The organism is Biformimicrobium ophioploci (assembly GCF_030270605.1).
In the GTDB taxonomy this organism is placed as follows: Bacteria; Pseudomonadota; Gammaproteobacteria; order Pseudomonadales; family Cellvibrionaceae; genus Biformimicrobium; species Biformimicrobium ophioploci.
Genome location: NZ_BSYJ01000002.1, coordinates 76,772 through 95,220 on the forward strand (window position 1 = coordinate 76,772; position 18,449 = coordinate 95,220).

The 18,449-nt window shown below is 61.7% G+C and carries 18 protein-coding genes; 7 read left to right on the forward strand and 11 right to left on the reverse strand.

The annotated features are described in order from the left end of the window. Nucleotides 1–36: 36 nt before the first annotated feature. From QSJ80_RS03775 to dksA, 4 genes are all read right to left on the reverse strand, one after another. Complete coding sequence (locus tag QSJ80_RS03775; RefSeq protein ID WP_285762954.1) at nt 37–2,994, reverse strand: ATP-binding protein; 2,958 nt, start codon at nt 2,992–2,994, stop codon at nt 37–39. Then, nucleotides 2,984–3,160, reverse strand: coding sequence for a hypothetical protein (locus QSJ80_RS03780; protein ID WP_285762956.1), 177 nt, complete (start codon nt 3,158–3,160; stop codon nt 2,984–2,986). Before QSJ80_RS03780 ends, QSJ80_RS03775 begins: the two co-directional genes overlap by 11 nt. A 42-nt stretch (nt 3,161–3,202) precedes the next feature. Beyond that, complete coding sequence (gluQRS, locus tag QSJ80_RS03785) at nt 3,203–4,090, reverse strand: tRNA glutamyl-Q(34) synthetase GluQRS (protein ID WP_285762958.1); 888 nt, start codon at nt 4,088–4,090, stop codon at nt 3,203–3,205. A gap of 174 nt (nt 4,091–4,264) precedes the next feature. Then, nucleotides 4,265–4,699: an RNA polymerase-binding protein DksA gene (dksA, locus tag QSJ80_RS03790; protein ID WP_285762959.1), complete on the reverse strand. Its 435-nt coding sequence runs from the start codon at nt 4,697–4,699 to the stop codon at nt 4,265–4,267. 333 nt (nt 4,700–5,032) lie between these two features. On the opposite strand from dksA, the gene sfsA reads away from it, so the two are divergent. After that, nucleotides 5,033–5,746: a DNA/RNA nuclease SfsA gene (gene sfsA / locus QSJ80_RS03795; protein ID WP_285763645.1), complete on the forward strand. Its 714-nt coding sequence runs from the start codon at nt 5,033–5,035 to the stop codon at nt 5,744–5,746. On the opposite strand, the gene QSJ80_RS03800 is transcribed toward sfsA, so the two are convergent. The 4 genes from QSJ80_RS03800 to QSJ80_RS03815 form a co-directional block, all read right to left on the reverse strand. Next, nucleotides 5,743–6,099 (reverse strand): Rieske (2Fe-2S) protein, encoded by a 357-nt coding sequence (locus tag QSJ80_RS03800; RefSeq protein ID WP_285762960.1) that lies wholly within the window; start codon nt 6,097–6,099, stop codon nt 5,743–5,745. The genes sfsA and QSJ80_RS03800 overlap by 4 nt on opposite strands. Nucleotides 6,100–6,127: 28 nt before the next feature. Next, nucleotides 6,128–7,225, reverse strand: a complete 1,098-nt coding sequence (locus tag QSJ80_RS03805; protein WP_285762961.1) for a S1C family serine protease — start codon at nt 7,223–7,225, stop codon at nt 6,128–6,130. Between the two features lie 13 nt (nt 7,226–7,238). After that, a complete protein-coding gene (gene htpX / locus QSJ80_RS03810; protein WP_285762962.1) occupies nt 7,239–8,126 on the reverse strand; it encodes a protease HtpX in 888 nt (295 codons plus the stop codon). A gap of 178 nt (nt 8,127–8,304) precedes the next feature. Beyond that, complete coding sequence (locus tag QSJ80_RS03815) at nt 8,305–8,589, reverse strand: TfoX/Sxy family protein (protein ID WP_285762963.1); 285 nt, start codon at nt 8,587–8,589, stop codon at nt 8,305–8,307. Between the two features lie 239 nt (nt 8,590–8,828). Between QSJ80_RS03815 and QSJ80_RS03820 the strand changes: the two genes are divergently transcribed. From QSJ80_RS03820 to QSJ80_RS03830, 3 genes are all read left to right on the forward strand, one after another. After that, nucleotides 8,829–9,521 carry a M15 family metallopeptidase gene (locus QSJ80_RS03820; RefSeq protein ID WP_285762964.1) on the forward strand — a complete coding sequence of 231 codons (693 nt, stop codon included), beginning with the start codon at nt 8,829–8,831 and terminating at the stop codon, nt 9,519–9,521. A 27-nt stretch (nt 9,522–9,548) separates the two neighbouring features. Then, the gene (cysE, locus tag QSJ80_RS03825; protein WP_285762965.1) at nt 9,549–10,331 is read left to right on the forward strand and encodes a serine O-acetyltransferase; all 783 of its coding nucleotides are present in this window, start codon (nt 9,549–9,551) and stop codon (nt 10,329–10,331) included. A gap of 118 nt (nt 10,332–10,449) precedes the next feature. Continuing rightward, a complete protein-coding gene (locus QSJ80_RS03830; protein WP_285762966.1) occupies nt 10,450–10,959 on the forward strand; it encodes a hypothetical protein in 510 nt (169 codons plus the stop codon). 85 nt (nt 10,960–11,044) lie between these two features. On the opposite strand, the gene ppa is transcribed toward QSJ80_RS03830, so the two are convergent. Next, nucleotides 11,045–11,581 carry an inorganic diphosphatase gene (gene ppa / locus QSJ80_RS03835; RefSeq protein WP_285762967.1) on the reverse strand — a complete coding sequence of 179 codons (537 nt, stop codon included), beginning with the start codon at nt 11,579–11,581 and terminating at the stop codon, nt 11,045–11,047. 134 nt (nt 11,582–11,715) lie between these two features. Continuing rightward, the gene (locus QSJ80_RS03840) at nt 11,716–12,978 is read right to left on the reverse strand and encodes a 6-phosphofructokinase (RefSeq protein WP_285762968.1); all 1,263 of its coding nucleotides are present in this window, start codon (nt 12,976–12,978) and stop codon (nt 11,716–11,718) included. Nucleotides 12,979–13,219: 241 nt separating this feature from the next. On the opposite strand from QSJ80_RS03840, the gene mpl reads away from it, so the two are divergent. The 3 genes from mpl to QSJ80_RS03855 are packed head-to-tail and all read left to right on the forward strand — an operon-like array spanning nt 13,220 to nt 17,979. After that, entirely contained in the window at nt 13,220–14,590 is a 1,371-nt protein-coding gene (mpl, locus tag QSJ80_RS03845) for a UDP-N-acetylmuramate:L-alanyl-gamma-D-glutamyl-meso-diaminopimelate ligase (protein ID WP_285762969.1), read from the forward strand. A 36-nt stretch (nt 14,591–14,626) separates the two neighbouring features. After that, nucleotides 14,627–15,247: a flavin prenyltransferase UbiX gene (locus QSJ80_RS03850; protein ID WP_285762970.1), complete on the forward strand. Its 621-nt coding sequence runs from the start codon at nt 14,627–14,629 to the stop codon at nt 15,245–15,247. A gap of 50 nt (nt 15,248–15,297) precedes the next feature. Then, nucleotides 15,298–17,979, forward strand: coding sequence for an efflux RND transporter permease subunit (locus tag QSJ80_RS03855; RefSeq protein ID WP_285762971.1), 2,682 nt, complete (start codon nt 15,298–15,300; stop codon nt 17,977–17,979). 160 nt (nt 17,980–18,139) lie between these two features. On the opposite strand, the gene QSJ80_RS03860 is transcribed toward QSJ80_RS03855, so the two are convergent. After that, complete coding sequence (locus QSJ80_RS03860; protein ID WP_285762972.1) at nt 18,140–18,427, reverse strand: peptidylprolyl isomerase; 288 nt, start codon at nt 18,425–18,427, stop codon at nt 18,140–18,142. Between the last annotated feature and the right edge of the window lie 22 nt (nt 18,428–18,449).

The following is an 18,449-nucleotide window of genomic DNA, read 5'->3' on the forward strand; positions in this document are numbered from 1 at the left end:
AAAGCGTTTCTTTGCAACCCAAAATGCGAACCGGAACTATGCATGGCCAGTTGGTCCTTGCGGAAGCTGCACCGTAAAGCGCGCACCACAGCCTTTTTCCGGGTTTGCCGGACTGGTCAGTTCCAGTTGTCCGCCGTGGTCCTCCACGATGCTGTACACCATGGCCAGGCCGAGGCCGGTGCCCTTGCCGGGGTCCTTGGTGGTGAAGAAGGGCTCGAGGATGCGATCCTGCAATTCCGGCGGTATACCGGGGCCCTCGTCGGTCACCGCAATGCAGATCATGCCCTCTTGCCGGTGCCCGTCGATGGTCACAGCGCCGTTTTCCGGGCTGGCGTCACGGGCATTGCTGAGCAGGTTGATAAACACCTGGATCAGGCGCTGGTTGTCGCCCTCGGTGCGTAGCCCTTGCGGGATCCGGTTCTCGAACACCACCTGGGTCTTGTCTTTCTGCAGTGACAGCAGCTGCACGGCTTCCTCCACGGTTTCGCGCAGCTCGACAGGTTCGAAGCGGGTATCACTGCCGCCGCTGTGGGAGAAACTCACCAGTGAATGCACGATGCGGCTGATACGCTGCGTCTGGCTGAGGATCTGGTCGGCGGTCTCGTGCACATCCGGGTTGTCGGAGTCGTAGTGCAGGTTCTGTGCGAGGCAGGCGATGCCCGTTACCGGGTTGCCGATTTCGTGCGCTACCCCGGCGGCCAGGCGGCCGATGGACGCCAGGCGCTCGCTGTGCAGTAGTTCCTGCTCCAGCAGCTGGGTTTCTGTTACGTCCTCGAGCAGGATGATCATATTGTCACGGCGGAATTTCTTGTCACTGCTGACCCGGGTCTTGTGCAGGCTGAGCCAGTGGTTGCCACCGCTGATCTCCACCGGCTGCTTGTGCACCGTGTCCTCTTTGCCCTCGACAAAATTGCGTAGCAGGCTGCCCCAGGGCTCCGCCAGGTAATCGAGCTTGGCCCCGATCACATTGCTTGCGGCGATGCCGGTGATCTCATGCATGGCCGCATTCCACATCAGGATCTCCCCGTCCTGGCCGAGGGTACAGGTTGCCATCGGCAGGTCCTCGAGCATCTGCCGGTGGTGCAGGCGCAGGTTGTTCAGTTCCGCCGCGAGGCCGGTCATCTGGTTCTTGTAGCGGCTCAGGCGCGACTCGATCAGGTGGATGTCGCGCGGCGCGCGACCGGGGCTGGCCTTGAACGGGAAGTGGCGACCGATGACCTGCCCTGCCAGCACCGTACCCACCAGACCGGAGAGGTTGGCTTCGAGCTTGTTGCGCAGTTGCCGCAGGGCGAAGGGGCGGCGCTCGTCATCAGCGAGGTTCAGTTGTCGCAGCGCCTTGTTGACTTCCTTGTTGGCGGTGGCGCTGCCCAGGCTTTCCGCCAGTCGCAGGCGGAATTCCGCAGTCGATTGCACATCCAGTTCCTGGCGCAGGGTTTCCGCCAGCGGGTCTTCCGCGCACAGGCTCGCGGCGTAATCCTCGAGTTTGGAGCGGCGAGTCAATATCGATACGCCGATAAACAACAGCGTGTTGATGCCGAGCGACAGCGAGGTGATCTCGGTCCAGATATCCACACCCACCGGTACCGAGATATCACTGCCCGGCAGTGACAGGTTGGCGAAGCCGAACAGGGAGGGCAGCAGCAGGCCGAGCGCCCACACCAGCATGCCGGCGATCATGCCGGTGATCAGCCCGAGGCGGTTGCCGCGCGGCCAGTAGATCACTGCGAAGATACCCGGCAGGAACTGCAGCGAGGCAATAAATGCTGTCAGGGCGAGGTCGGAAAGGCTGAAGCGGTTGTTCAGCACCAGGTAGAAGGCAAAGCCGCAGGCGAAGATCGCGGCCACCAGTGCGCGGCGCAGCCACTGCAGCTGGCGATACATATCATCGTCAGACTGCCAGCGCGTGCCGGGCAACAGCCAGTGGTTCATCACCATGGTGGACAGGGCCAGTGAGATCATCACCAGCGCACCGGTGGCTGCGGACAGGCCGCCGAGAAACGCAATGATCGTGAGCGTGCTGGAGCCGCTTGCGCGCGGCACTGCCAGGGTGAAGTACTGCACCGGCTCACTGACATCCAGCGCGAACCCGGCCCACATGATCGGGAAAATCGGCAGCGCCATCAGCAGCAGGAACAGCGGGAAGGCCCAGCTGGCAATGCGCAGGTAGTGGCGCCCGGGGCGCTCGGCCACACCCATGCTGAATATGTGCGGCATGGCCACCGCGGTGGCGATAAACACCAGCAGCAGGGTGTGCGCAGAGCCTTCCTTGATGGGGGCATACAGCAGCTGCTGCATGTCGGACTGTTCTGTCAGCCAGCTGTCGAGTCCGCCCATATTGCCGAATACACCGTAAATGGCGTAGCCGCCCACTGCCAGCAGGGCCACCAGTTTCACCACGGATTCCAGTGCCATCGCAGAAACGAGCCCCGCGCGGCGCTCGCGACTGGCACCGAACAGGCTGGTAAACAGCGCCAGCATCACGCAGTAGGCGGCTGCGATGAAATCCTTGCTGGACAGGCCACTCTCCGGCAACGCCAGCGCCGCGGCACTTTCGCTGCTGAGCAGTTGCAGGGTTTCTGCCACTGCCTGGATCTGCAGGGAAATCAGCGGCAGCATGCCCAGCAGCATAAACAGCGTCACCAGCGCGCCGGCACCGCGGCTGTGGTAGCGGAATACGATCAGGTCTGCAGGCGAGGTGAGCTGGTAGCGCTGCGCCAGCTTTGCCAGCGGCTCCAGCGCCACCGGCCCGAACAGGAACATGGCGCCGGTACCCAGGTAATAGGCGAGGATGCCGTAGCCGTATTGCCATGCGAGGTCGACCACGCCATAGAACGACCAGGCGCTGACGGACACGCCCAGTGACAGGATGTAGGTGGCCGGGTGGAAGGCAATTTTCTTCGGGATCCAGCCCTTGCTGGTCGCGACTGCGACGAAGAAGATGCACGCAATATACAGGGTGCCAAACAGCGCCAGGTGACCGATCTCAAAGGTCATCTTTACCGCGCCTCGACTGGATGTAGGCGGCCACCAGGATCAGGCCGAACCAGATGATAAAGGGGCGATACCAGGCGCCGCCCGGATTGACCATCCAGGTGAACATTGTGGGAGAGAATACGTAGCCCACCAGCACCAGCAGTATGAGAAGCGTTCGGTTATTCATGCACCGGCGTATCGCGCAAATTGGCCCCCGAGCTTACTGGACTCAATGGGTGCCGGCAATTGTGCCCGGCGCCTCGCGGTTGTGGGCGTTTACCGTGTCGCGCTGCCAGTTGGGAATGGCCCACGCCAATACTTCAGTGGGGGTGGCAGTGGCGAGCGATGCGGGCGGCTCCTGGCCGAGAAATTCCAGCGCCCGGCACAGGTTATGTGTGGGCTGGCCGTCGTCCAGTGCCGGTGCGTGGTTCTGCTTGCTGAGTTTCTGGCCTTCGCGGTTCATGGCCAGCGGCAGGTGCCCGTAATGGGGCTCGCTGTGGCCCAGTTGCCGGAACAGGTCCATCTGGGTGGCGGTGGTCTCCAGCAGGTCGGCGCCGCGCACGATATGGGTAACGCCCTGGGCGATGTCGTCCACTACCACTGCCAGCTGGTAGGCATGCAGGCCATCGCGACGCTTGAGGATACTGTCCTCGCGAATGGACTGGACCTGATGGCCGTGCCAGATGTCGTCAAAGCGATATTCCCTGCCAGCCTGCGCCAGTCTCCGGGCAGCGCCCTCAGGCTCCGCGCCCTGTGTACGACAGCCGCGATCATCGTGGCCGCCCGCCGCGCGAATCTGCGCCCGGGTGCACTGGCAGTGGTAAACCAGCCCGCGCGCCTGCAGTTTGTCGAGTACGTCTTCGTAAATATCCAGGCGCTGGCTCTGGTACATCACCGGGCCATCGCCCTGCAGCCCGTGGGCCTCCAGGGAGGCAAGAATGCGGCCGGCCGCGCCGGGCTCCTCCCGCGGCGGGTCCAGGTCCTCCATGCGCACCAGCCACGTACCGTCATGCGCGCGCGCATCCAGGTAACTGCCGAGCGCGGCAACCAGCGAACCAAAATGTAAAGGTCCTGAGGGGGAGGGTGCGAACCTACCGATATATCGCTGGCCTTTCATTTCTGAGGGCTTTCTTGGGATAGGGGGAAGGAGTTCCGCTTTAGTAAAAGCGTTAGCGGCGCAGTCGGGGTTAGGCAAAAACTGGCGCGGGCGCGGAGTTTACCGGGAGTAAATGAGCAGCCCAAGCCAGTTTTTAACGCCACCCTGACAAGCAAGGTAGCTTTTACCAGTAGGTTAACCAGAGATCTGTTTTTCTTTGATCTCCGCCAGAGTCTTACAGTCGACGCAAAGGGTCGCAGTCGGACGCGCTTCAAGCCGACGAATACCGATCTCCACACCGCAGGCTTCGCAGAAGCCGTAGTCGTCCTGCTCGATCAGCTCGAGGGTCGCATCAATCTTCTTGATCAGCTTGCGCTCGCGGTCGCGGGTGCGCAGCTCCAGGCTGAATTCCTCTTCCTGGCTGGCGCGGTCGGCCGGATCCGGGAAATTGGCAGCCTCGTCCTTCAGATGGGTTACAGTGCGGTCCACTTCTTCCATCAGCTCTGCTTTCCAGGCCAGCAACAGGTTGCGGAAGTGTTGCTGCTGCTCCTCATTCATGTACTCCTCGCCCTTCTTTTCCTTGTAGGGTTCGAAACCGTGGAGCGTTTCAGCTGTCGCAGTACTCGGCATGGTTGGGTGCCTCTCTTCTTATTACCGGACCCTGCAATATTAGGGTCAAAGAACCAATTTCAATGCAGACCCGCCGCCGGCCTGTACATTTTTCAGCGCGGATTAAACGCCAACTGCAAGCGTAGCAGGTGCCTGTACAAATATTGTACTGGGGCGGGTTTCGGGGGGAGATGCTGGCGGCTAAATCAACCTGCAGCAACACCCGGAAGCAGGAAGCTATCAAATAAGTGCGACTCCCGCCAGCGTTTGCTTTGCCCGGGTAACGACTACACCCGCAAACGGGTCTTTTGTGTGTAATATCGCGCCAGATAAGCCAAATAAGAGGCAGGAATGATGAAAATTTCACCGCCCTTGCAGGAGGTAACCCTGCTGCGCCGTTACAAACGCTTCCTCGCCGACGTGCGCGATGCCGATGGCAACGAGTTCACCGTGCACTGCCCGAACACGGGCTCCATGAAGAATTGCGTGGTGGAAGGCGGGCCCTGCTGGATTTCGGATTCCGGCAACCCCAAGCGCAAGTATCGCCATACCCTGGAAGTCACGAGCACCCCCGGCGGGTTTCGTGCCGGCGTCAATACCGGTCGCGCCAATGCGCTGGTGCAGGAGGTTATCGAGCGGGGGCTGGTGCCGGAGCTTGCAGGTTACGACAGTATCCGGCGCGAGGTGCCCTACGGTGAGGAGCGCAGCCGCATCGACCTGTTGCTGGAAGGCAGTGCTGGCCCCTGTTATGTCGAGGTCAAGAACGTCACCCTGGAAACAGGTAGCGGCGAGGGCCAGTTCCCGGATGCGGTGAGCGCACGTGGCGCCAAGCATCTGCGTGAGTTACAGCGTCTTGCGGAGTCCGGGGTGCGCACGGTGCTGTTCTACTGCGTGCAGCACACCGGTATCGAGCGGGTATTGCCGGCGCGGGAAATAGACCCGGACTATACCGCAGCACTCGAGGAGGCTGTCGCTGCGGGTGTGGAAGTACTTGCTTACGGTGCCAGGATTGAGCCGGACGAGATTGCCCTGGAGCGGGCCATCCCGTTCAGTCTGGGGCAGGGCTAGGCTGGCTGCTGCTCCTTGAATGGCAGCAGCACAAACAGGCCTTCGGCAGTGTGTTCCACCGGTACGGGAGTGAGGGAGGCGCCAGTGCAGGGGCCGGCCACACACTCGCCACTGGTGGGCAGGAACAGGGCGCCGTGGGTGGCGCACTGGATCAGTTCGCCATCGGCATCCAGGAACTGGTCCGGTAGCCACTCCAGGTTGACCCCGAGGTGGGGGCAGAAGTTGCGGTAGGCGTAGATCTCGCCATCCTTCTTGACGGCGAAATGGCTGGCTTCTTCACCGCCATCCAGGGCAAAGCCGCGGGCCTTGCCCTCTTCGATATCGTCGTAGTTGCAGAGAAACTGTCTGCGCATCACCAACCTCTGTACCGCTGTGACGGGTCTACTGTGGAGGCGCCAGTTTAAGTGAAGTTCGCTGGCGTGTCCCGTCACGCAGGTACTCAATACTGACCTGGTCGCCGACTTCGTGCTGCTCCAGCGCCGTCAGCAGGTCGTCGTAATTACGGACCTGCTGGTCGTCGATTGCGGTGATGATATCGCCCAGCTGCAGGCTGCCGTAGCGGCCGCGGGCGGCGCCTCGCAGTCCTGCACGGTCTGCGGGCAACCCCGGCGCCACCCGCATGATAGGCACACCCTGCACGCCATAGCGGCGGGCCCACTGGTCCGGCGCCGACTCGATCCCAAGAATGGGCCTGACCAGACGGCCATATTCAATCAGTTCCGGCACTATCTCGCGCACCGTGTTGACCGGGATGGCAAAGCCGATGCCGACGCTGGCACCGCTGGGGCTGTAGATGGCGGTGTTCACACCGATCAGGTTGCCGCTGGAGTCGAGCAGGGGGCCGCCGGAATTACCCGGGTTGATGGCGGCATCAGTCTGGATCACGTTGCGGATCCGGCGCTGGTTGGGCGCCTCGATCTCTCGTCCCAGGGCGCTGACCACGCCCACCGTCAAGGTGGTATCGAGGCCGAACGGGTTGCCGATGGCCAGTACCTTGCGCCCCACGGTGAGGTCGGCGGAGTTGCCGAGCGGCAGGCCTTTCAGCTTTTCCGCCGGCGCTTCAATTTTGAGCACCGCCAGGTCCTTGTCCGGTGCCAGGCCCACCACCAGCGCGGGCCATTCGCTCTGGTCCTGTAGGGTGATGGTCAGGCGCCGCGCGCCCTCCACCACGTGGAAGTTGGTGACGATATGGCCCTGGTCATCCCATACAAAACCGGTGCCGGCACCGCGCGGCACCCGCTGTACCTGCAGTGTCCAGCGGTCCCGCACCAGGGTCTCGTTGGTGACGTAGACCACTGCAGGGCTCGCGAAGTTGAATACCTCGATGGTGTTCTTTTCGTCGTCGGTGGAAAACTGGCCTGCCTGTGCGGCCGCCGGCAGGATCAGCGTCGACAGCAGCGCCACAATGGCGCCAATTGCGGTGGCCAGGGACAGAAAACCGCCCCGGAGGGCGGTTAATGTGTGGTTTACACGGGGCATGGGGTGTGCCTCATCAGGCCGCGCGATTCTGCAGCGCCAGGATGCGGTCCGCCAGCGGCGGGTGGCTGGACAGCATCATTGCCATGCTGTTGCCGCTGATGCCGAAGGCGCGCATGCTGGATGGCATATGCACTTCCGCGCCGGCCTCGCTCTCTGCCTTGAGGCGTGCCAGCGCACCGATCATGGCATTGGTGCCGGCCAGGTTGGCGCCGGCCTCATCCGCGCGGAACTCGCGCCGGCGGCTGAACCAGGCCACGATGAACATGGCGATAAAGCCGAACACGATATCCATCACGATGGACGTAATGTAATAACCGATACCCAGGCCTTCCTCGTTCTTGAGGATCACGCGGTCGACAAAGAAGCCCACCAGGCGTGCGAAGAACATGACGAAGGTGTTGACCACGCCCTGGATCAGGGACAGGGTGATCATGTCGCCGTTGGCGACGTGGCCGATTTCATGGCCCAGCACCGCGCGCACTTCTTCGCGGCTGAAGCGGTGCAACAGGCCCTCGCTCACCGCGACCAGCGATTCGTTGCGGTTCCAGCCAGTGGCGAAGGCGTTGGATTCCGGTGCCGGGAAGATGCCCACTTCCGGCATGCCGATGCCGGCCTTGTCCGCCAGCTCCTTCACGGTATCCAGCAGCCAGCGCTCATCGGCGGTCTGCGGCTGCTCGATCATGTGCACGCCCATGGCGCGCTTGGCCATGAACTTGGACAGGAACAGGGAGACAAAAGAACCGATAAAGCCAAATACGGCACAGAATGCCAGCAGGCCGCCCACATCCAGGTCGACGCCGTTGGACGCCAGGATGCCGTTCAGGCCAAGCAGGTTCATGACGATACCGGCCAGTACCAGCACCGCAATATTCGTAAGTAAGAACAAGCCAATCCGCAGCACGGGATTCCTCCAAAACAGGTTGATCAGCACCGCGCACAGGCGGCGCGCCTCACAGGAATATTGGGCCGCCGGGGTTGAATTTCAAGTACCCGAATGGCCAATTGGTCCGCTTTAGGACCGGCGGAGGGAGGGAAAGTTCAGCGCCGCGAGATGGGGCGGGCAGCTTTCGGGGCGCCGGTCAGGCGCTCTGCTGGCTGCGTTCGCCGCGCTCGACGTCTGCCACCAGTTGTGCCTTCAGGTCGGGCTCAAGCTGGTTCCAGTGCACATCGAGCAGGGCGCCCTGCAGCGCGTAAAGCAGTACCCGCGACGCATTGATACCGCGGTTGCGTACCGTGAGGTATGCGTCCACTGCGCCGATACGCTGCAGGTCCGCATAGGTGCGGATACCAATGGAATTGAGGATATTGACCGAGGCGGCGCCCAGGTTCTTGAGTTTGATCAGCTCACACTGATGTGGATGCATCGCACGTCCCTTTGTACAAACTGGTGCCGGTTTCTGCGGCCGCGCCCGGTGAATTCCTTTCTCCGTTGCACGATCTTGCCGGCTTTATTATTAGCTTTTGGCCGCAAGGCATCTGGCGCTTGCGGTCGCAGGCTTGTTTATGAGTATTGGTTATATAAGATTAGGACGTATCGCGGCAATAGCCAATGGTCTAGGACTGCTCAGTTTGCGCAAAAAATCTTCTTAGCTGGCACGGGCGCATGAATTACCACACCCAGGAAATACCCCCGGAAGTTTTACTTGGTACCTGTGATACGCATGTCATTGCAGAGCCCGAGTCAGGTCAACTGCTGCACCCGCAGGCGCTGCTGGCTTTCCGGCAGTTGTGTCGCGAAGCGGAGCCGTTGGGATTTCGTCCGCGGGTGGTGAGCGGCTTTCGCAGTTTCGAGCGGCAGCTGGCCATCTGGAACGGCAAGGCCTGCGGCCAGCGGCCAACGCTCGATGGCGATGGTGCACCGTTGGATCTTTCCTGCCTTGCCCCGGTGGATTGCGTACACGCGATTTTGCGCTGGAGTGCGTTGCCAGGTGCGTCGCGTCACCACTGGGGTACCGACTTCGACGTGATCGACGCCAATGCGTTGCCCGAAGGGCAGCCTGTTGAGCTTACGGTGGAGGAGGCGCGCACCGTGTTTGGTACATTCCACGTGTGGCTGGATGAGGTGCTGCAGGATGAGTCGCGCTTCGGCTTTTACCGGCCTTATGCGGAGGATCGCGGCGGCGTTGCGCCGGAGCCGTGGCACCTGAGCTTTGCGCCATTGGCGCGGGAATATGCGCGGGCGCATTCGCCGGAATTGTTGCGCGATCAGTTGCAGCGCTGCGACATGCTGCTTGGCGATATTGTGTGCGAGAACCTCGACACGCTGTACGAGCGTTACGTGGCGATGCCCGAATGACGGCTGGCACAGGAATGGAATGACAAAATGAATGACCAATTGTGGCAGGCCATGCGCGAGGAAGCGCAGGCCGCCGCGCAAAGCGAGCCGGTACTGGCCAGCTATTTCCATAATACGGTGCTGCGCCACGCTTCGCTGGCGGCTGCGCTGGCCTACCAGCTGGCCTCGGTGCTGGATCACACCGCGTTGCCGGCAACCACTTTAAAAGAGGTGATCGCGGAAGCGCTGGCGGCCGATCCGCAAATTGGCGAGGCCATGCAGCGCGATATCTGTGCCTGGTACGAGCGCGACCCCGCCTGCGATGCGCACATACTGCCGTTCCTCAACTTCAAGGGTTTCCATGCGCTGCAGTCACACCGTATTGCGCACTGGTTGTGGCAGCAGGGCCGGCAGACGCTCGCTTACTATTTCCAGAGCCGCGTGTCGGAACAGTTCGCGGTGGATATCCACCCGGCCGCGCGCTTTGGTGCCGGCATTATGATCGATCACGCCACCGGGCTGGTGGTGGGGGAGACCGCAGTGGTGGGCGATGATGTGTCCATCCTGCATTCGGTTACCCTCGGCGGCACCGGCAGCGGTGGTGGCGACCGCCACCCTAAAATCGGCAACTGTGTGATGATCGGCGCGGGTGCCAAGGTACTGGGCCCAATTCATGTCGGCGAGTGCGTCAAAGTTGCCGCGGGTAGCCTGGTGCTGGAGGATGTGCCGGCGCATTCCACTGTGGCAGGGGTGCCGGCTCGCGTGGTTGGCCAGGCTGCAGAGGCGCAGCCGGCACTGACCATGGATCAGTCGCTTGGCGACGAAACCTGAAAAGGGTTGGGGATAAGCGCAGCAGCGCACAGAAACACTGCGTTGAGATATTTACTATCGGTAATGTAACTGGAGTAGCTGAGTTGTTCGCACGAACCCGACAGGACAACAATAAAAGATGACGGAACCGACTTATTCAATCGTGGTGCGCGGCGACCTGCTGCCCGGATTTACCCTGGCCGATGCCAAGGCCGGCACTGCGCGCCTGTTCAAGGCCGCGCCCGAAGCGGTGGAAAAACTGTTTAGTGGGCGGGCGGTGACGGTGCGTCGCAACCTGCCGCGCCACCTGGCCATGAAAACCGTGGCCGCGCTGGAAGGTGTGGGCCTGAAAGCGGTGATGCAATCCGAAGCGGCCGCGGACGACCTGCCGCCGCCGGCGCCGCGTGCGCAGGCGGATGCGCCTATAGCGCATGCTGCTTCAGGCGGGCTGACCCTGGCACCGATGGAAGGTAACCTGGTCAAGGCCGGGGAGATCGAAAAGCCGGCGCCGGTTCAGGTGGCCGGTATCGACGCGACCATTGCCCCCGCCGGTAGCGACCTTGGCGGCACGGCTACGCGCAGTGAGCCCACGCCGCAGATCCGGGTGCCGGACTGGGAGTTGAGTCCGATGGAGTCCGCCGAGGACTGACCCCAAAACAGGCAGGCATAAAAAAACCGGCGCGAAGCCGGTTTTTTTTGTTGGCGCCCGTAGGTCGGGGCCTGCAAAGAAGGGCTTAGCCTTCTTCTTTCAGGTAGCGCTCGCGGGAGGCCATGATTTCCTTGCGCGCGGCTTCGGCGTCGGCCCAGCCGTCTACCTTCACCCACTTGCCGGCTTCCAGTGCCTTGTAGTTTTCGAAGTAGTGCACGATCTGCTTGACCAGCAGCTCCGGCAGGTCTTCGATTTCGTTCACGTCGTCGTACAGCTTGGTCAGCTTGGTGTGCGGTACCGCCAGCAGCTTGGCATCAACGCCGGACTCGTCGGACATGTTCAGCACGCCCACAACGCGGGAGCGGATTACGGAACCCGGCATGACCGGATACGGGGAAACCACCAGCACGTCTACCGGGTCGCCGTCTTCAGACAGGGTCTGCGGGATGTAGCCGTAGTTGGCCGGGTAGAACATCGGGGTAGCTACAAAACGATCCACAAAAATCGCGTCCGCGTCCTTGTCCACTTCGTACTTGATCGGGTCGTGGTTGGCCGGGATCTCGATGATGACGTTGATGTCGTTCGGCAGGTCCTTGCCTGCAGGGATGTCGTTATAGCTCATGGGTATTCCTAGTTCTAAAGCCTGGAAGGGAAAATCGGGAGCGCGGATTATAAGGCCCACCACCGGCTAATGCCAGTGGTGGCGGGGTCTTGCGGGATTCAGTTGGTATTACTGGTCAAAAGTTGGCCAGAGCTTCAGATCTCGAAAGTGTCAGCCAGCTTCTTCTCTACCATCGCTTTCTTCAGGCGCGCGTAGCGCGGGATGCCGTTTGCATATGGCGGGTAGTCCTCACCCTGGATCAGCGGCGCCAGGTAGGCGCGGCCGGCGTCGGTAATACCAAAGCCATCTTCGCTGATGTATTCGCGCGGCATCATCTTCTCGACGTTGGCCACCTGATCCAGCGGCGCCTCGCCGATGTGCCAGCGGTACTCATCGCCCTGTTCGCGCACGATGGTCGGCATGATTGCATTCTTGCCGGCAATCGCCGCTTCCACGGCGGCCTTGCCCACGGCATAGGCCTGCTCCACATCGGTGGCGGAGGCGATATGGCGCGCGGCGCGCTGCAGGTAATCCGCCAGTGCCCAGTGGTATTTGAAGCCCAGTTCGGAGCGAATCATGGTGGCCAGGGTCGGCGCCACGCCGCCCAGCTGCTTGTGGCCGAAGGCGTCGGTGGTGCCGGCATCGGCCAGGAAGGTGCCATCGGCATACTGGGCGCCCTCGGAGGCGACGATCACGCAGAAGCCGTGCTGCTCGACAGTGTCCTGCACCTTGGCCAGGAATTTCTCTTTATCAAAGGCGATTTCCGGGAACAGGATGATATGTGGCGCATCGCCTTCCTGTTCCTGCGCCAGTGCGCCCGCTGCGGCGATCCAGCCGGCGTGGCGGCCCATGACCTCGACGATGAAGACCTTGGTGGACGTGGCACACATGGAGGCCACATCCAGGGCCGCTTCCTTGGTGGAAACCGCCACATACTTGGCCACGGAGCCGAAGCCCGGGCAGTTGTCGGTCAGGGGCAGGTCATTGTCCACAGTCTTGGGTACGTGGATGGCCTGGATCGGGTAGCCCATCTTCTCCGACAGCTGGGAGATCTTCAGGCAGGTATCGGCGGAATCGCCACCGCCGTTATAGAAGAAGTAACCGATGTCGTGCGCCTTGAATACTTCGATCAGGCGCTCGTACTCGGCGCGGTTCTGCTCCAGGCTCTTGAGCTTGTAGCGGCAGGAGCCGAATGCGCCGGACGGCGTGTGGCGCAGTGCGGCGATAGTCTCCTCGCTCTCCTGGCTGACGTCGATCAGTTCCTCGCGCAGCGCGCCGACAATACCGTTCAGGCCGGCGTAAACCTTGCCAATCTGTTCCGGGTACTGGCTGGCGGTCTGGATGACACCGCAGGCGGAGGCGTTGATGACTGCCGTAACGCCGCCGGACTGGGCGTAGAACGCGTTTTTCTTGGACATGCTGGACCTGTCAGTTTCGGGGGCAGGTGGGCAGAGGAGGGGGCCGCAAGAGGGATCGCCACTTGTGTTTTGGACCCGGGTTAGAACGCCTGTCCTGCCTGAGCGGGTTGAGTGTCAAATTTGGCGCGCAGTCTAAAGGATGGGCTGGCAAAAGCCCAGCCGGCGCGGCCTGGATCACGGGTGAAGCGGCCACTGCGTGGTAAACTGCAGCCATTACCTGCAATAAATTATCCAGATCAGCATGCATATCCATATTCTTGGCATCTGCGGCACCTTTATGGGCAGCCTTGCGCAACTGGCGGTTGCCGAAGGCCACAAGGTGACCGGCAGTGACGCCAACGTGTACCCCCCGATGAGCACCCAGTTGGAGCGCGCGGGCATCGCCCTGACCGAGGGGTATGACCCGGAGCAGCTGGATCCAGCGCCGGACCTGGTGATCATCGGCAATGCCCTGTCACGCGGTAATCCGGCGGTAGAGGCGGTGCTGGACAAGGGGCTGCCCTATACCTCCGGCGCGCAGTGGCTGTGCGACCATTTCCTCGGCGAGCGCTGGGTGCTGGCAGTGGCCGGTACCCACGGCAAGACCACCACCGCGAGCATGCTGGCGTGGATCCTGGAAGAGGCCGGCATGGCGCCCGGGTTCCTGATTGGCGGGGTGCCGGATAACTTTGGCGTGTCCGCACGTCTCGGTGATACCCCGTTTTTCGTGGTGGAGGCGGACGAATACGACACCGCCTTCTTCGACAAGCGCTCCAAGTTTGTGCACTACCGCCCGCGCACCCTGATCCTCAATAACCTGGAATTTGACCACGCCGATATATTCGACGACCTGGCGGCGATCAAGAAACAGTTCCATCACCTGGTCCGCACGGTGCCCGGCAGCGGCCTGATCGTGTCCTCGGCGGAAGAAAACCTGGAATCGGTGCTGGAAATGGGGCGCTGGACCGAGGTGCAGCGCTTCGGGCTCGAAAATGGCGGCGCCCGCGTCGGTGACTGGTGCGCGGTCGGAATCAACACCGATGCAAGCCGCTTCGACGTACTGTTCCGCGATGAAAAAATGGCCACGGTGGAGTGGCAGCAGACCGGCCTGCACAGTGTGCGTAACGGGCTTGCGGCCATGGCAGCGGCACGCCATGTCGGGGTGGATCCGGCCGTGGCGGCCGCGGCACTCGGCACCTTCACTGGCGTCAAGCGGCGCATGGAATGCCTGGGCGAAGTGGCGGGTGTCCATGTATACGACGATTTTGCCCATCATCCCACCGCAATTGCCACGACTCTGGATGGGTTGCGCGCTAAAGTCGGCAGCGACCGGGTTATTGCCCTGATCGAGCCGCGCTCCAACACCATGCGAATGGGAATCCACCAGGATCGGCTGGCGCAATCCTGTGCCGGTGCCGACGTGGTGCTCTGGTACCAGCCGGACGGCATGGACTGGTCACTCGACAGCGTTGTGCACCAGTCCAATGTGCCGGCCAAGATCGTCAATACCATCGAAGGCGCGGTGGAAACCGTCGCGCAGCTGGCGGAATCCGGCGCCCATGTGGTGGTGATGAGCAACGGCGGCTTCGGCGGAATACACCAGAAGATTCTCGCGGCGCTCGCACAGCGGTAGAATGGCTGCCAATTTGCGTTCCGGGGGCCGTTAGCCTTGCCTGACAATCAATTCGAAAAAACCGTCACCCTGGCCATTACCGGCGCCTCGGGTGCCCAGTACGGCCTGCGCCTGTTGCAGTGCCTGCTGGCGGCCGATTGCCGGGTGTGGCTGCTGGTCAGCGATGCCGCGCGTATCGTGATCAGCACCGAGACCGATTACGAGCTGCCGGAAGACAAGGCGGACTGGCCGGCGTTTTTTGCCGGGCACTTTCCGCACCGGGACGGCCAGCTGCAGTGGTTCACGGCGAAGGACTGGTTTTCCCCGGTCGCCTCTGGCAGCAGCAGCCCGGTCAGCACCGTGATCTGCCCGGCCAGTGGCGGCACCCTGTCGGCGGTGGCCTGCGGGGCTTCCAACAACCTGATCGAGCGCGCCGCAGATGTGGCCCTCAAGGAGCGCCGCCAGCTGATCCTGGTGCCGCGTGAGGCGCCGATGTCAGAAATTCACCTGGAGAACATGCTGAAGCTGACCCGCATGGGGGCGGTCATGATCCCGGCCAGTCCCGGCTTCTACCAGCGTCCGAAGACGGTGGCAGACATGGTGGACTTTGTAGTGGCGCGTATCCTCGACCAGCTCGGGCTCGCGCAGAAGCTATTGCCCAAGTGGGGCGAAGAATAGGCGCCGCCAGGCCGCCGAAAAGATTTCACAATAAGGATTTTCCTGACCGAATGGTTATTTTTACAAGACTCTTCAAGCGCCTGCAGGCGGCTTACGAAAACCTGGTTACCGCGCATCCGGGCTGGGTGCTGGGTGTGCTGGCATTACTGACCATCGCTGCGATTGCCGGCCTGCCGCGTTTCAAGCTTGACGCGTCCGCCGACAGCCTCACCCTGGAGTCCGATACCTCGGTGGACTACTACCGCGAGATTTACGAGCGCTATGACAGCGGCGATTTCCTGGTGGTGACCTATCGATCGCGCGGTGTGGATCTGATGAGCGACGAGGCGCTGTCCAGTATCCGCCGCCTGAGTGACGAGCTGGCGGAGCTGCCGGGAGTCACCAGCGTGCAGAGCATTCTCGATGTGCCGCTGCTGTACAGCCCCAAGCCCAGTTACTCGGAACTTTCCAGCAATGTGCGCACCCTGGAAACGGAAGACACAGACAGGGACCTGGCACGCACGGAGTTCCTGGAGAGTCCGCTGTATCGCGAGCTGATCCTCAGTGAGGACGGCCAAACGACCGCACTGCTGGTGAACCTGGACATCGATGAAACCGGGCTGGCACTGGTACGCGAGCGCAATGAATTGCGTCGCCAGAAGAGTAGTGAAGGCCTGGATGAAGCGCAGCAACAGCGACTCGATACTGTTTCAGCGGAATACCTGACGCACCGCACCGCAGCGGATGCGCAGGCACGGGAGCGTGTGTCAGAGGTGCGTGCCATCCTCGACAACTATCGCGGCGAAGCCGAGCTGTTCCTCGGCGGCGTAACCATGATTACTGCGGATATGATCGCGTTTATCCAGAGTGATCTGGTGGTGTTCGGCGCGGGCATCGTGCTGTTTATCATCCTGACCCTGGCGCTGATCTTCCGCCAGCTGCGCTGGGTGCTGCTACCACTGACAACCTGTGTGCTGAGTGTGGTGCTGATGCTGGGTCTGCTCAGCTGGCTCGACTGGCGCCTGACCGTAATCTCCTCCAACTTTGTGGCGCTGCTGCTGATTATCACCCTCGCCATCACCATTCACCTGGCGGTACGTTACCGCGAGTTCCTGGCGGAAAACCAGGACTGGGACAAACGCACCCTGGCGCTGGAAACCGTGCGCTTTATGGCGCGGCCCTGCCTGTACACTGCGTTGACCACCGCTGCGGCTTTCACCTCCCTGGTGGTGAGTGGTATCCGTCCGGTGATCGATTTTGGCTGGATGATGACCATGGGGGTGGGCCTGGCACTGGTGCTGGCTTTCCTGATGATTCCGGCCGGTGTCATGCTGCTGCCGAAGCGCCAGGTCAACCACCGTGCGGATAGTTCCCACGCGTTTACCCTGCGCTTTTCCGAATTTACCGAGCGCAACGGCAGTCTGGTATTGCTGGTGGCCTTTATCGCTGCGCTGCTGAGTGCCGTGGGCATTTCCCAGCTGAAAGTGGAAAACCGCTTTATCGATTACTTCGATGAGTCCACCGAGATCTACCAGGGTATGTCGGTGATCGACCAGCGCCTCGGTGGCACCACGCCGCTGGATATCGTCATCAATCGTGCGCCGGAAGAGGCGGAAGAGGACTTCGGTGCGTTCGGTGAAGGTATCGAGGATTCGGAATACGGCAGTGCCGACGAATTCTCAGCCGAAGACCCGTTCGCCGCGGAGGACCCGTTTGCCGGCGGCGATGAGTTCGGCGAGGAAGAGGACCCGTTTGGCGATGCCGGCACGGACGATGCCGCGGAAGAGCCGGTGGCAACCTACTGGTTTACCCGCGCCGGGCTCGGCCAGCTGGAACAGCTGCACGATTTCCTGGAGGCGCAGCCGGAAATCGGCAAGGTGCAGTCCCTCGCGATCACCTACAAGATTGCACGCGACCTCAACGATGGCTCGCTCAATGACTTCGAGCTGGCTGTCGCGCGCCAGAGCCTGCCGGACGACATCAACGCAGTACTGGTCGACCCGTACCTGTCGCCGGAGATCAACCAGACCCGCATCAGCCTGCGCGTGATGGAAACCGACCCGAACCTGCGCCGGGTGGAGCTGATCGAGCGTATCCGCAATTATGCGGTCAACGAAGTCGGCTTCGCGGAAGAGGATGTACAGTTCACCGGTATGCTGGTGCTGTATAACAACATGCTGCAGAGCCTGTTCAAGTCCCAGATCCTGACCCTGGCGGCGGTCTTCCTTGGCATCCTCGGCATGTTCCTGATCCTGTTCCGCTCGCTGTCGCTGGCATTGATCGCGCTGCTGCCGAATATCCTCGCAGCCTGTGTGGTACTGGGTGGCATGGGCCTTGCGGGAATCCCGCTGGACATGATGACCATTACCATTGCGGCGATTACCGTGGGAATCGGTGTGGACCACGCGATTCACTACATCTATCGCTTCCGCGCCGAATTCGCCAAGGATCGCAATTACCTGGCCACCATGCACCGCAGCCACGCATCTATCGGGCGTGCCATGTTCTACACCGCCATCACCATCATTGTGGGCTTCTCGATCCTGGCGCTGTCCAAGTTTGTGCCGTCGATCTACTTTGGCCTGCTGACCGCGCTGGCAATGAGTGCCGCGCTGCTGGGCTCGCTCACGCTGCTGCCGAAGCTGTTACTGGTATTCAAGCCGCTGGGGCCGGAAGCGTCCGCAGAGGCGGAGCCGGAAAAACAGATGGAGCAGGAGAGGGTGGCTGTGGAGGAGCAGCACCAGGGCTGCTAGTACTGCCTGGTGCGCGGCTCTTGATGCGAAGGTAGCGCGCCAGGGTGTGGTTTTCAAAACCGTTGCGACAGGGACGTCGCGAACGGAGCCACATGGATGTGTTTATGCGTTTTTGAAAACGATACCCTGTCGCGCTGCCGCCAAAATGTCTGTCATGAAGTCAGTCGTTGCGACTGGTCACTTCCACCAGGTGATAGCCGAACTGCGTTTTTACCGGCCCCTGTACCGCGCCGATTTCGCTGTCTTTGGAAAATACCACCTCGTCGAATTCCGGCACCATCATACCCTTGGCAAACTCGCCCAGGTCGCCGCCCTGGCGGCCGGACGGGCAGTTGGAGTACTGCTTCGCGACTTCCGCAAAATCCGCACCGTCGGCGATCTGCTGCTTCAGCTCATTACACTGCTTTTCGGTTGCCACCAGAATGTGGCGTGCACTGGCACTGGACATTTTGCTCTCCCAAAATTTGGTT